Source organism: uncultured Roseovarius sp. (assembly GCF_947489715.1).
Classification (GTDB): Bacteria; Pseudomonadota; Alphaproteobacteria; order Rhodobacterales; family Rhodobacteraceae; genus Roseovarius.
Map to the genome: position 1 here is coordinate 152,692 of NZ_CANLER010000001.1, position 13,581 is coordinate 166,272.

The 13,581-nt window shown below is 56.6% G+C and carries 15 protein-coding genes and 1 tRNA gene; 13 read left to right on the forward strand and 3 right to left on the reverse strand.

Features of this window, described 5'->3' with window-relative positions; translation table 11 throughout:
* Positions 1-20: 20 nt before the first annotated feature.
* The 9 genes from Q1B27_RS00700 to xerC all read left to right on the forward strand — a co-directional run bounded on the left by Q1B27_RS00700 (position 21) and on the right by xerC (position 7,262).
* Complete coding sequence (locus Q1B27_RS00700) at positions 21-1,535, forward strand: terminase TerL endonuclease subunit (RefSeq protein WP_299842139.1); 1,515 nt, start codon at positions 21-23, stop codon at positions 1,533-1,535.
* Positions 1,536-1,606: 71 nt separating this feature from the next.
* Complete coding sequence (locus Q1B27_RS00705) at positions 1,607-1,867, forward strand: HNH endonuclease signature motif containing protein (RefSeq protein WP_299844810.1); 261 nt, start codon at positions 1,607-1,609, stop codon at positions 1,865-1,867.
* Positions 1,860-3,113, forward strand: coding sequence for a phage major capsid protein (locus tag Q1B27_RS00710; RefSeq protein ID WP_299842142.1), 1,254 nt, complete (start codon positions 1,860-1,862; stop codon positions 3,111-3,113). Before Q1B27_RS00705 ends, Q1B27_RS00710 begins: the two co-directional genes overlap by 8 nt.
* Positions 3,113-3,736, forward strand: a complete 624-nt coding sequence (locus tag Q1B27_RS00715) for an HK97 family phage prohead protease (protein ID WP_299842145.1) — start codon at positions 3,113-3,115, stop codon at positions 3,734-3,736. The genes Q1B27_RS00710 and Q1B27_RS00715 overlap by 1 nt, the downstream gene beginning before the upstream one ends.
* 2 nt (positions 3,737-3,738) lie before the next feature.
* Entirely contained in the window at positions 3,739-4,293 is a 555-nt protein-coding gene (locus Q1B27_RS00720) for a hypothetical protein (protein WP_299842148.1), read from the forward strand.
* A gap of 26 nt (positions 4,294-4,319) precedes the next feature.
* A complete protein-coding gene (locus tag Q1B27_RS00725) occupies positions 4,320-5,342 on the forward strand; it encodes a hypothetical protein (RefSeq protein WP_299842151.1) in 1,023 nt (340 codons plus the stop codon).
* A gap of 200 nt (positions 5,343-5,542) precedes the next feature.
* Positions 5,543-6,037 (forward strand): hypothetical protein, encoded by a 495-nt coding sequence (locus Q1B27_RS00730; protein WP_299842154.1) that lies wholly within the window; start codon positions 5,543-5,545, stop codon positions 6,035-6,037.
* Between the two features lie 5 nt (positions 6,038-6,042).
* Complete coding sequence (locus tag Q1B27_RS00735) at positions 6,043-6,234, forward strand: hypothetical protein (protein WP_299842156.1); 192 nt, start codon at positions 6,043-6,045, stop codon at positions 6,232-6,234.
* A complete protein-coding gene (xerC, locus tag Q1B27_RS00740; protein WP_299842184.1) occupies positions 6,231-7,262 on the forward strand; it encodes a tyrosine-type recombinase/integrase in 1,032 nt (343 codons plus the stop codon). Before Q1B27_RS00735 ends, xerC begins: the two co-directional genes overlap by 4 nt.
* 68 nt (positions 7,263-7,330) lie before the next feature.
* Here xerC and Q1B27_RS00745 read toward each other — a convergent pair.
* A tRNA-Cys gene (locus Q1B27_RS00745) sits at positions 7,331-7,404 on the reverse strand.
* A 144-nt stretch (positions 7,405-7,548) separates the two neighbouring features.
* Between Q1B27_RS00745 and Q1B27_RS00750 the strand changes: the two genes are divergently transcribed.
* The 3 genes from Q1B27_RS00750 to Q1B27_RS00760 all read left to right on the forward strand — a co-directional run bounded on the left by Q1B27_RS00750 (position 7,549) and on the right by Q1B27_RS00760 (position 11,056).
* Positions 7,549-8,202 carry a protein-L-isoaspartate O-methyltransferase gene (locus tag Q1B27_RS00750; protein ID WP_299842187.1) on the forward strand — a complete coding sequence of 218 codons (654 nt, stop codon included), beginning with the start codon at positions 7,549-7,551 and terminating at the stop codon, positions 8,200-8,202.
* A gap of 31 nt (positions 8,203-8,233) precedes the next feature.
* Positions 8,234-9,643 (forward strand): TolC family outer membrane protein, encoded by a 1,410-nt coding sequence (locus Q1B27_RS00755; protein ID WP_299842190.1) that lies wholly within the window; start codon positions 8,234-8,236, stop codon positions 9,641-9,643.
* Between the two features lie 72 nt (positions 9,644-9,715).
* Positions 9,716-11,056 (forward strand): hypothetical protein, encoded by a 1,341-nt coding sequence (locus Q1B27_RS00760; RefSeq protein ID WP_299842194.1) that lies wholly within the window; start codon positions 9,716-9,718, stop codon positions 11,054-11,056.
* Here Q1B27_RS00760 and Q1B27_RS00765 read toward each other — a convergent pair.
* On the reverse strand, positions 11,041-12,507 hold the full coding sequence (locus Q1B27_RS00765) for a cobyric acid synthase (RefSeq protein WP_299842197.1): 1,467 nt from the start codon (positions 12,505-12,507) through the stop codon (positions 11,041-11,043). The genes Q1B27_RS00760 and Q1B27_RS00765 overlap by 16 nt on opposite strands.
* A gap of 57 nt (positions 12,508-12,564) precedes the next feature.
* Here Q1B27_RS00765 and Q1B27_RS00770 point away from each other — a divergent pair, with 57 nt between their 5' ends.
* Positions 12,565-13,149 (forward strand): cobalamin biosynthesis protein CobQ, encoded by a 585-nt coding sequence (locus Q1B27_RS00770; protein WP_299842200.1) that lies wholly within the window; start codon positions 12,565-12,567, stop codon positions 13,147-13,149.
* 61 nt (positions 13,150-13,210) lie between these two features.
* Here the strand turns inward: Q1B27_RS00770 and Q1B27_RS00775 are convergent, their stop codons facing one another.
* Positions 13,211-13,531: a DUF6280 family protein gene (locus tag Q1B27_RS00775; protein WP_085801363.1), complete on the reverse strand. Its 321-nt coding sequence runs from the start codon at positions 13,529-13,531 to the stop codon at positions 13,211-13,213.
* Between the last annotated feature and the right edge of the window lie 50 nt (positions 13,532-13,581).

The window sequence follows — 13,581 nt, forward strand, 5'->3', positions numbered from 1 at the left end:
CCTTTTTGGGGGACTGTGCAATGAAGGCGTCCACCAAGGCAATCCGGTTTCTTGAAAGCCTGAAAATCCCAGAGGGTCCGAAGGCTGGCGACCCGCTGAAACTGGCACCGTTCCAGAAGAAATTCGTCAAAGGCGCATTGGCTGACGGTATCAACGTGGCGGTGCTGTCCATTGGTCGTGGCAACGCGAAAACCGCGTTGTCAGCGGGCATCGCTTTGGGGGCTGTCATGGGCAAATGGGACGCCCAACCCCGGCGGGAAATCCTGATCGCCGCCCGAACCCGTGACCAAGCGCGTATCGCCTTTGATTTCGTGGTGGGCTTTATCCAGTCGCTTGATGACGACGAACAGAAGCAATTCAAGATTCGCCGCAGCCCACGGCTTGAAATCGAATATGAAGCGGATGGCGGCGGTCATTTCATCCGGGCGATTGCCGCTGACGGAAAGACCGCGCTGGGGTCCGCACCAACGCTGGTGTTGATGGATGAACGCGGCCATTGGCAGGCTGACCAAGGCGATGCGCTGGAACATGCGTTGCTGTCCGGTCTGGGTAAGCGCAGCGGTCGGGCGTTGATTATTTCAACGTCTGCCGCTGACGACAGTCATCCGTTTTCCGTGTGGCTGGACGAAGACACGCCGGGTGTCTACCGCCAAGAGCATCGGCCCGCGCCCGGATTGCCTGCTGACGATCTGGAAAGTTTGAAGGAAGCCAACCCCGGTGCAATTGCCGGTATCGGGTCGTCACTGGACTGGCTTCAGGGGCAGGCGCGGCGTGCCATCGCGCGTGGCGGTTCAACGCTGACATCGTTCCGGCTCTACAACCGCAATGAGCGTGTCAGCGGCGAAACCCGTGACGTGCTGTTGACAGTTGATGAATGGCTGGCCTGTGAAGTCGCTGAACCGCCTGAACGCCGGGGACAGGTCGTTATCGGCATCGACCTTGGTGGGTCTGCCAGCATGACCGCAGCGGCGTTCTATTGGCCGGAAACCGGGCGGCTGGAAGCCTTGGGCACGTTCCCCAGCAAACCGAACCTGATGGACCGTGGCGCGAATGACGGTGTTCAGGGGCGCTATGTTGAAATGAATGACCGTGGCGAGTTGTCTACGCTGGGTGATCAGACCGTTCCGATTGCCCCGTGGCTGACGAAAGTTATGGCCCATGTGGAAGGTGAAGCCGTCGCGGCGATTGTCACCGACCGTTACAAGCAATCCGAACTTGGCGAGGCCATCGACAAGGCCGGTATTCGCGTTCCGGTCATCTGGCGCGGCTTCGGTTTCAAGGACGGCGGGGAAGATTGCGAACGGTTCCGACGTGCGGCCTTTGACGGCAAGGTGCTGACCTGTCCAAGCCTGTTGCTGCGGTCGGCCTTTGCCGATGCCATCACGCTACGTGACCCGGCGAACAACCTGAAGCTTGCCAAGGCCCGGTCAACTGGCCGGATCGACGCTGCATCAGCGACGGTGATCGCCGTCGCTGAAGGTGCCCGGATGATGGGCAGGCCCACCAAACGCGGGGGGCGCATCGCATGGGCATGAACCGCAAACGATCAGACTATGCCGCACATTCGCGCAAGGTTTGTCGTGGTCCGCGATGGAAGGCGCTGCGGATGCAGGCTTTGGACCGTGACGACTGGCAATGCGTGCAATGCGGCGAACGGCGGCGATTGGAGGTGGACCACATCCTGCCGGTCAAGACACACCCCGAACTTTCTTACTCTCTGGACAATTTGCAGTGCCTTTGTGGCCGCTGCCATGCCCGGAAAACCAGAATTGAGGTTGGTCACAAGCCCCTCAGTCCCGCGCGTCAGGAATGGCGCGATTTCATGCGCGACATGCGCCAAACAAGCAAAAGGAACAATCATGCTTGATTCAGTGAAAATCCAGCGCCGTCAAAGCGAGATTCGTCAGGAACTCGCCGCGCTGGTCGGTAAGGATAACCCTTCCGAAGACGAAACCCGTTCGATGGGCGACCTCGACACGGAATACCGCAACAACGAAACCCGCTACCGCGCGGCCCTGATCGCTGAAGACGAAGAACGTCGCGAAGCTGGTCAGGAACTTGAAACCCGCTCGGATACCGAATGGGCCGAAGTCATGGCCGGTTTCGAAATGCGTCAGGTGGCCTTGGCGCTGGACGAAGGTCGCCAGCTTGAAGGCGCAACTGCCGAAGTCGTGTCTGAAATGCGCGCACAGGGCGGTTATCGCGGCGTTCCGATCCCGTGGGAAGCCTTGGAAATCCGCGCTGGTGAAACGCTGGCCGGTGGCACGCCCGACCCGATCCGCACCGCGCCGATCATTGATCGTCTGTTTGCGTCCAGCGTGGCGGCACGCATGGGCGGCAGCATGGTCAACGTCGGTGTTGGCGAACTGGAATACCCGGTGACGACTTCAGATGTCACGGCGGGCTGGGCCACAACTGAAACTGGCGATGTGCCGGGTCCGACCGCTTACACCACGCTGGATCGTCCGCTGAAGCCGGATCACAATCTGGGCGTTCAGATGCGGATCACCCGCAAGACGCTGAAGCAGTCCGGTTCCGGTCTGGAACAGGCTGTGCGGCGCGACATGAACGGTGCGATTGCCGAAGCCCTTGACCGTGCCGTGTTCCTTGGATCGGGCGCGGCTGGCGAACCCACGGGCATTCTGGCCGGTGCCGCTGCATGGGGCATCACGGAAACCGCGATTGATGCCGCCGCGTCGTGGGCAGCATTCCGGGCGGCTGTCATCCGGTTCATGGTTGCCAACGCTGCGAACAGCGCTGGTGATGTGCGTCTGTTGCTGCGTCCTGAAGTAATGGATGGCATGGACGACACGTTGATTTCAGGAACGGCTGTCAGCGAATGGGACCGGCTCACCAAGCGGATTTCCAATGTCGCGCTGTCGTCAAATGCGCTGGCCGCGCCCACGGGAAGCCCTGCGGAAAGCATTGCCATCCTGACGACCAATGTTGGTGGCGTTCCGCCGTTCTTCGTCGGCACCTGGGGGGCGATTGATCTGATCCGTGACCCCTACGCCGATGCGGCCAGCGGTGGCCTGCGTCTGACCGCGCTGGCGACGATGGACGTGACCGTTTCCCGTTCGGTTCAGACCGAAATCCTGACGGGTGTCCAATAATGTTGTGGGGCGGCACAGCCGACGGCGGCGGGCTGGAACTGCGCCGCGAAAGCAATGGGGGTGCCCGGTTGTCCGGGCGCTTCCCCTACGGCAAACCTGCTGTTTTGTCTGACGGTGGACGCACAGGCAGGCCACGCAAGGAAGTGATCGCGCGTGGTGCTTTCAGCTATCGGATTGATGATCCGAAAGAAGATATTCACCTGTTGGTGGGTCACGATTTTGGCCAGCCGCTTGCCAGCAAAGGCACGGGCACGCTTAAGTTCACCGAAACGGCGGCGGCTCTAATGTTCACAGCCGTCATCACGCCGGAAATCGCGGACACAGTTCATGGTCGTGATGCTTTGGCGCTGATTGATGCGGGGCTGGCAGTTGGTATTTCACCCGGCTTCCGCATCCCGCCAGAACGTGCGGTGCCGAAGGCCGAAGAAATCACTGAAGAAGAACACGCGCCGGAAGAAGACAAGCACCGGGCCATCATTCGAACGATCCTTGCCGCGTTGCTCTATGAATTTTCGATTGTGACCAGACCAGCCTACCCGGAGGCGCAGGTTGAAGCCCGCTCATGGGAAACAGCCGAATTCATCCCGCCGCGTCCTTTCACCCCCCACAGCCGATGGAGATAATCATGGCGACCGCATTACAGAAAATCGAAGCAGACCCCATGCAATACCCGGCATTGCCGGTGGGCCTGTCGCAAGCCGCCTTGGCAGCGGTCGTGACCGATCAACGCCTGAATTCCATGTGGAAACGGATTGAAAGCCACGTCGCGCACCGTTGGACGGCACGAACGGTCACGTGGGTCGTTGAAGGGGCGGGGGAGTGGTTGCCGTCGCTGACGCCCGTCGTTGACATCTCGACCGTTGAACAGTGGCAGGATTCGACATGGGTGCCCGTGACGGTCTCACCAACGCCGATGGGCGGTCTGTATTTCCCGTCTGACTGTCATCACCGGGTTGTCGCGAATGTCGGGGCAGGACCGGCCCCGGATGATGTCACCGAAGCCTTCCGCAGACTTGCTGAATATCTGGCGGGCATTCGTGGGAACGCATCGGAAGTGTCGTTCCGGCGCAGCGTTGGCGATGTGACCAACACGGTTCGGACGGAACCGGACTTCATGGGGATGGCTTTGCAGAAATCAGGCGCGGCGGATTTGCTGCGCGATTATCGGAGTGTGGTGTGATGTGGCCATTCAAGAAAAAACAACCCGTGGAAACACGATCAGCGGCGGTTGGGTACACTGCCGACATCATCGCTGCCCGTGAATCCTACCTGTCCGGCCATCGTGGCGTGGCTGAACTGACGGCCACGGTCCAAACGTGCATCACGCTATGGGAAGGTGGCTTGTCCATCGCTGATGTAGACGGCACCGATTTGCTTGATGTCCGGTCACTCGCGATTGCCGCCCGGTCATTGGCCGTTCGTGGTGAAGCCTTGTTTCTGATCCGCGATGATGGCTTGGTGCCGTGCAGCGATTGGGATTTATCAACCATCAATTCCAAGCCCAAAGCCTATCGGGTGTCGATTTCCGAAGCGGGCGGTGGGCGAACACAGACCGCTCTTGCTGGCGAGGTTCTGCATTTCCGCATCGGCAGTGATCCAGCCGCGCCGTATTTTGGTCAGGCACCGCTTCGCCGATCATCGCTGACGGCAAACTTGCTTGAAGTGATCGAAGGTGCGTTGCGCGAAGTCTATGAATTCGCGCCTCTGGGGTCTCAGGTTTTGCCGCTTCCGGAAAGCCGAGAAACGACAATGGAAGCCTTGGCCCGTTCGTTCCGTGGTCAGCGTGGCCGGGTGTTGATGCGTGAAAGTGTTCATGTTCAGGCGGCTGGTGGTCCTGCACCGGCAACCGACTGGAAAACTCAAAGTCTCACGCCCGATCTTCAGGCATCTATGACGACACAGAACCTGTCCGCAGCGCGCGATTCAATCTGTGGTGTGTTCGGTGTCCTGCCCGGTCTTCTGAATCCGGCCACGACCGGGCCGCTGGTCAGGGAAGCACAGAGGCACTTAGCACAATGGCAATTGCAACCTATAGTTGCATTAATTGGTGAAGAAGCGACCATGAAACTTGGAACGACCGTAACTCTGGACGTGCTTCGCCCAACCCAGAGTTACGACGCAGGCGGGCGCGCACGGGCTTTCACGGCTGTGATTCAGGCGTTGGCTGTTGCGAAGGAAACCGGCGTTGATCCTGAACAGGCGCTTAAATTGGTGGATTGGCAGGAATAGCGAACGAGCGCCCCGGCTCTGCGTTTGTATCTTTTCGCAACAGGGGAACGGTAACTGGTGAGTGCGTTCTGAAAAACCGCCAGAGACCGCAGCAACTTTTTGCGGAGATGCGTGGTGGTCAACCCTTGACCGTAGTAACTTACTACGATAAAAGCGTAGTAGGTTACTACGAATTTTGGCGACTAGGTAAGGATGAAAGAATGTACGACCATGAACGAGTTTTGACACCTGCGATTGTAGCGGAAATCTCAGAAGTTGATGCTGCAATCCTTCGCGACCTAAGATCGCGCTCTCTGATTGATGGCTTTGGCGCAGAGGGCGGTAATGGGCGATGGAAGTATTCGCTTGCTGACGCAACTGCAATCTGGATTGGAAAGCACCTGATCCAAAGAGGTATGGTTGATAGACAGGAAGCATATCTAGTCGGTAAGCTGGGTGCAGATGAAGTTCTCTCAGTCTTGAGAGGTAACGATGCCAAGGAAAACTTTCTCACCGTTGCCAGACTTGGTTTTTTCGAGGGCGACGAGTTTCACGAGACAGGCGGAACCGTCAAAAAGTGGAATAAGATTCCAGATGATCTTCCCTATGACGTCTACTTGACGGTTGACTGGAAGCTTACGTCTTCACTGGCTCCCGAAGCATTGAAGCGGGCCGCAACAGACCCGGAATTTGTTTCGAACATCGGGGCTAGATAGCTAAAATGTCCCGCCTGAATCCTCAAACTGCTGCAAAGAACACCGCTGCCGCGCTTCTTCGCGAAGCACGCGAAGCAGGTTGGTTGCGCGCAAAGTTTGAGATTAGGCCAGACGGTAGTGTTTCCGTCGATGCAGGTATGTCCGAACCTGAAGGTGGTGATGATTTTCTAAGTAGCGATTTGAGGATGGGTGAATGACGAAGAAAAACACGCCGAAATATGTCTACGAAGATCGTGGTTACTTTCGTTTTATCCGCCGGTCCCGTGGTCAGGCAGTGATGATGAAAGAAGAATTCGGCACACCTGAATTCTGGGATCATTACAACCGTTTGCTGAAGGGCAGAGAACCGACACCAATCAAACGAAACTTTGAAGCGCTTATTCTCAGCTATTTTGAGAGTGATGGTTACAAGAAATTGAAGCCACGCACGAAGGCTGACTATCGGAAGTACATAGAACACATTCGCAAAATCTGGGGCAACAAAGACCCGCAAAAGGTTGAAACGAAACATGTTTACGAACTTCATCGCGCGAATGCTGATCGTTGGCGGCAGGCTAATTATCTGGTTCAGGTCATGGTTGTTTTGATGAACCACGCGCGGTTGGTTGGCTTTCTCAAAAAAGAACATGGCAACCCAGCCAAGGGCATTCCGCTTTTCAAACAGGAAGGTGATGGCTGGGAACCTTGGCCCGAAGATGTACGGGCTGAATTCGAAGCCAAGGCGACACCGCGCGCGCGGTTGGTATACGAACTTTGCATAGGCACCGGTCAGCGTATCGGTGATGTCCTGAAGATGCGCTGGGATCACATCACTGATGGTGTGTATGACGTGACGCAAGGCAAGACCGACAAGCCGCTTCTTTTGCCGTTGACTGAGCGGCTGGAAAAATACCTTGGCGGTGTCAAAAAGACCGGTCTGACCATCGTGACATCTGGGAAGCATGGTGGCCCCGCCAGTTACAGAACCGTGGCTGATGAAATGCGTAAAGTGAAGGCTTCAATGGAGCATCCAGACGCATCGAAATACGTCACTCACGGTCTGCGTAAGAACGCAACCATCGAACTTTATCAGGCAGGATGTACCGACGAAATGGTGAAGGCTGTCACCGGACATTCAAGCACTGAAATGCTCAAAAAATACGGCGGGCAGGTCCGTCAACTCGAATTTGCGAGACGCGCGCAAGCCAAACGGAACGCCGTGGAACAGAACAAGAATAGAACGTGAAAGTTTCAACGGTTGTTTCAAAAAACGAACCGCAGGAGAAAGATAACCATGCAAGTCATTGAAAACATTGGAGGCGAGTACCGGAATCGAACCGGTGTACACGGATTTGCAATCCGCTGCGTCACCACTCCGCCAACTCGCCGCCAAAGTAGTGAACGTCGATTATCTGATCACCTGGAACTGCGCAAGAGGCCGCGGGCAGGAAATCGCCTCACGCAGGCATTGTTCACACGCGGGTTCTGTGTCAAAACCAAGATCAAGGATTCCGAACGCAAGAGTTTAGCTGATGACTGACTATGCCGAGCGCCGCACCATGATGGTGGACACGCAGATCCGCCCATCGGATGTAACCAAATTCCCAATCATAGACGCGATGCTGTCCGTCCCGCGCGAGGCTTTTGTGCCGCGTAACCTGCGCGAGGCGGCGTATGTGGGTGAGAACATCGATTTGGGCGGCGGTCGCGTGATGCTTGAGCCACGCACTTTGGCAAAGATGCTGGATGCGCTGGAAATCCGGAGTGACGAACTGGTTTTGGATATTGGCAGCGCGCTGGGATATTCGTCCGCCGTCATGGCCCGAATGGCCGAAGCTGTTGTTGCGGTCGAGGAAAATGCTGAGATGATTTCAGATGCCCAGGGGCTGCTGGCAGAAAACGGGGCGGATAATGTCATCCTGCACGAAGGCGCGCTGACCGCCGGTGCGGCAGAGCATGGACCCTACGACGTGATCACGCTTCAGGGGGCGGTGGAACATCTTCCCGACGGCCTGAATGATCAGTTGAAGGATGGTGGACGTATCGGGTGTCTTTTCATGGAAGGGGCGCTTGGCGTTGTGCGCATCGGCTACAAGATCGACGGCAAGATCAACTGGCGCTTTTCTTTCAATGCCGGTGCACCGGTGATTCCGGGATTTGAAAGGCATGCGGCATTTACATTTTAAACCGGCATAGACCGGGACATTGGAGGCTGTTGTGAAAAGAGACATTTCTAAGGGGTTTCAAGTAGCCGGTCTGGCTTTGGTAGTGGGGTTGAGCCTGTCTTTTTCCGCTCGGGCAGAGACGTTGGCGGATGCACTGGCCAGCGCATACGAACATAGTGGTTTACTGCAACAGAACCGCGCTCTGCTCAGGGCGGCGGATGAGGATGTGGCGATTGCCGTATCCGGGTTGCGCCCGATCATAAGCTGGACGTCGGATGTGACGCGGTCCTTTGGTCGCAATCGCAATTCGACGGGTTCGACCAGCCCTGAATCGACAGATGTGAACCTGGGCATCACCGGACAATTACTGCTTTATGATTTCGGGCGCACGCGGTTGCAGATCGAATCCCAGAAAGAGCTGGTTCTGGCCACAAGGCAAGGTCTGATCTCGGTCGAACAGCAGGTGCTGTTTCGCGCTGTTCAGGCCTATATGAATGTACGGCGCAACACTGAAGTGGTGGCAATCCGTCAAAACAACCTGCGGCTTCTGGGTGAGGAATTGCGCGCTGCGAAAGACCGTTTTGAAGTAGGCGAAGTGACCCGCACCGATGTGGCCCAGGCCGAGGCACGCCTTGCGAATGCCCGCAGCGGTCTGGCGTTGGCGCAGGGTGATTTGACGCAAGCGGTCGAGGAATTTCGCGCGGCGATCGGGCGCAGGCCCGGAAATCTGATACCACCCAGCCGTCTGCCGCGCCTCTCGGGCGATGTCGAAGCCGCCAAAGGTGTGGCTGTTCGACGGCATCCGGATATGTTGCAGGCGCAGCACAACGTGGCGGTGGCTGATCTGAATATCGCGGTTGCAAAGGCCGCGACACGCCCAACTGTCAATCTGGCGGCGCGTCTTAATGCCGGTGAGGAAATAGGCGGCAGCAATTATTCCCGCAACGGCACTGTTGGTGTCGAGATTTCCGGGCCGATCTACCAGGGCGGACGCCTGAGTGCCGCCACGCGTCAGGCCATGGCCCAGCGGGATGCACAACGCGGCGCCCTGCACGAAGTGCGCCACACGGTGAAACAGAATGTTGGTAATGCCTATGCCAATCTGCGCGCCGCTCAGGCGGCTGCAATTGCCGGAGAAGAGGGCGTCCGGGCCGCGACAGTCGCCTTTCGCGGCGTCCGCGAAGAGGCAAAGCTGGGCGCACGTACTACGCTGGATGTACTTGATACCGAACAGGAACTGCTGGACGCCCGCGCCAACCTGATCTCGGCCCAGGTCGATGTCTACATTGCCGCCTATGGTGTTCTGGCCGCTACGGGGGAGTTGACGGCGAAGGATTTGAACCTTGGGGTCAAGACCTATGACCCGACCGCCTATTACAACTTGGTCAAGGATGCCCCCGTCAATAACAGCAAGCAAGGCAAGAAACTGGATAAGGTTTTGCGCGCTTTGGGCAAAAACTAAAACCTTTTCTAATCGGTTGTGTGAAAAGATGAGCGTGGCTAAACTGTGCTCAGGCAAGAGTGGTATTCAAATATGTCGAAACCCGTAACTAATGTGGAAATTGAGGATGTTCTATCGTCCATACGCAGACTTGTTTCCAGTTCCGATCGTGTAGAGCGGGTGGAACAAGAAGAAACAGATGAAGTCTCGGACAAGTTGGTTCTGACACCTTCTTTGCGGGTTGATGATGTTGTTGATGCCGATAAAAATTATGAAAACCAAGATCTTGAAGATCATTCTTCGAGTGGAAATCTGTCAGTGAATGGCGATGTGGAAGCGGTGGAAGATGAAAGTCTGGCCAGTGACGAATTGAAGTCCGACGAAGAGTTTCTTGAATTCGTGACAAGGACGGCTGATGCGGAAGAAGCTTCTGAAGCAGTGGACGAGATGCATGCCGACCTGACTGAGGATGCGGCTGCCGAGCATGAAGACGTCCTCGAAAATCTTGACGAAATCCTTTCGGAAAATGCCGAAAATTCTCTGGATATTGTGGAAGAGACAGACGCGTCTGAAAACTCTGATGACGAGGATCAAGGTCTTGGCGTCCTGACGCTGGATACAGCGGAAGAAGCGGCTGATGATACGGCCACTGACGAACACTCTGAGGATTTGACCGCAGATAACCTGCGTCGCCGGGCGGCAGAATTCGAAGCGATCGTTGCGGAGAAAGACGATCAATGGGATCCCGATGGGTCAACGCAGGACGAAAATGCTGCAATTTCCGGCGGCCCTGTTCCGTGGCAGGATCAGGATGAGCCCGATGTTGGCGATGTAGCTGATGACGGTGAAGAAAAGTTGATTGACCCCTTATCTGTCTTTGACGGGCCGCCTGATACGTCGCTTCAACCTGATGAGGCGTCAGGGGTGTCTGATCCGGTTGAGGCGGTGACGGACGACGCAAGTGATTTGACAGCAGCAGAAGCCCAGGAACTCGTCGAGGTAGATGAGGCGGACTTGGCAAAAGTAATCGCCGACGCTGCACAGGATGACGACGAGACTGATACGGAAGATGATATGCCTGATGCGCCCGGAGTAGGCGAGGCAGAAGAGATTGAGGCGGAGTTGATCGAGCCGGATTCAAATGAGGCCGAGCTTGCGGCATTCGCTTTCCGGGCACATGACCGATCGGCGCGTTCATCCGATGAAGATCAGGCCGATACCAAAGTGATGCCAACGGGTGCTGCGAACGCAAATACTGAAGCTGCCGGAGCAATTGAAGAGGCGTTGCTGGATGAAGAGGCGCTGCGTGATATGGTCAGTGATATCGTGCGGCAGGAATTGCAGGGCGCGTTAGGTGAACGGATTACGCGCAATGTCCGCAAACTAGTGCGCCGTGAAATTCACCGCGCCTTGGCTAGTCAGCAACTGGAATAGCCAGACGGTGTCTTGGCCAGTTCCAGGAGCATGTCCAGGTTCATATGTTTCTCTAGATGGAGTGCTAAGGCATCCAGCGTGTCCTCAACATCCGATGCATAGCTGAGCTGCGAAACGGCCCCGATTTCTGAAAGATATGTTGCGCGAAACGCATCCGCCGTGAACAGCCCATGCAGGTAACAGCCCCGGATGCGCCCATCGGCGCTGGCTGCGCCTTCAGGCCGGTCGCCCACAGCCAGCCACGCATGAGCGCAATCCCGGCCGGTGGTTTCACCCAGGTGGATTTCATATCCCTCAACCGGATCACCGGTGGCGGGGTAGGTGGCGTGGGTCAGTGCCAGCCGTTTTTGCGGTTTCATCACCGTCGATATATCCAAATGGCCCAGCCCCTCCACCTGCATTTTTTTGCCTTCGATTCCTTCCGGGTCAGCAATCATCTTGCCCAGCATCTGGTAGCCGCCACATAGGCCCAGCACATGCCCGCCACGTCGGATATGCGCTGTCAGGTCGATGTCCCAGCCATTGGCGCGAAAGTCAGCAAGATCGGCAATGGTGGATTTACTGCCGGGGATCAGAACCAAATCGGCGTTACCGGGCAGGGGCTGTCCGGGCTGAATGATTTCTACGCTTACATCAGCTTCGGAGGACAGCGGATCAAGGTCGTCGAAATTCGCGATCCGTGCCAGTCGCGGCACAGCGATCTTGCAGGTACCAACGCGTGTTGAGGAGATATCCAATACATCTTCCGCCGGTAAACGCCAGGCCTGATCGAACCAGGGAATGACCCCCAGCGACGGCCAGCGCGTACGCCGCACCGTTTCCACAAGTCCGGCATCGAAGAGTTTAGGATCACCCCGGAATTTGTTGATTGCAAACGCTTTAATCAGATTGGCGTCGCTTTCTGGAAGAATGATTTGTGTGCCGACGATCTGGGCAATGACCCCACCGCGATCAATATCCCCCACCAACACAACAGGCACGCCCGCTGCTTCGGCAAATCCCATATTGGCGATGTCACCTGCACGCAGATTGATCTCGGCCGGGCTGCCGGCGCCTTCGATCAATACCAGATCGGCGGTCGCACAAAGACGGTGAAAACTATCAAGTACAGCGGGTAACAGTTGCGATTTTGCCTCGCCATATTCGGAGGCTTTCAACGTGGCAAATCGTTGGCCGTTCAGGATGATCTGTGCGCCGATTTCGGATTCGGGTTTCAAGAGAACCGGATTCATGTCGGTGTGGGGTGTGCGTCGTGATGCCAACGCTTGTAGCGCCTGTGCGCGACCAATCTCACCGCCGTTTGCCGTCACTGCCGCATTGTTGGACATGTTCTGCGGCTTGAATGGTGCAACCGACATGCCGCGGTTGGTGAATGCCCGCGCCAACCCGGCCACAATCATCGACTTGCCCACATTGGAGCCTGCACCTTGGATCATGATTGCTTTTGTCATGGTCTGCCCCATACTCATGCTCGCGGTGATACGCGCCAACCGCAAAAAGGGGAAGCCATGAACACGCCCGCCCATCTGATTTTTGCGGCTGCCGCCTTTGCCCGCCCGCATGAGCGACGCCGAACCATCGCCGCGCTTGCGGGTGCGCTGGCGCCCGATTTTTCGCTCTATCTGATGGCAGGTTTTGCACTCTTCGTGATGCAGCTGAGTCCATCTTATGTGTTTGATACGCTTTATTTATCCGACGGTTGGCAAATGGTTTTCAAGGTCGACAACTCGTTCATCTTGTGGGGCGGGGGCCTGGCGTTGGCATGGTGGTTTCAGTCTTCGACCGCGATGGTTTTTGCAGCAGCGGGATTACTGCATCTGGCGTTCGACTTTCCACTGCACCACGATGATGGGCGGGCGCATTTCTGGCCTTTGAGCGATTGGGTGTTTCGCAGCCCGCTAAGCTATTGGGACAACCGCCATTACGGTGGCATCATCGGGCCGATTGAGATATTGATCTCATTCGCCTTCTGCGTGTTATTGTTTTTCAGATTCGACAGTCTGCGGTCGCGCGCGTTGATCTGCATGGCGGCCCTCATGCAGCTTAGCCCAGTCTTTATCTGGGCCTATGTCTTCGCCTTGGGCAGCACCTAAAAAAACGAAAAGCCCCGCCGTCAGGCAGGGCTTCCGGAAACCGTTCTGGCTTCTGTTTATATCAGGCAGCTTCTGCCTGGGCAGCCGCGTTGCGGCGTTCGCTTTCCTCACGCGAGAGGGCCACGGATGTCCGTACCCCTTTCGACACAAATTCCATCAAACCCGATACAACACGTTCATTCGGGTCGATCCCGGCACAGGTCAAAACCTCGCGCCCATCGCGCGAACGCGCCCAACGGGCGATCTGTTCCGGTCCGTTGCCATATTTCTTGTCGTCAGAAATGGCGTCGTCCAGCGCAGCCAGTACCACAGCTGCGAAGAGTTTACGTGCACGATTGCCCTGTTCACTTTTGAAGGCTGTGCCGTCAACGAAATCCTTCATGGTTCGTCCTTGTTTTCTTTGCTCTTGTAATTTTGGCGTGGCGTTCTTTA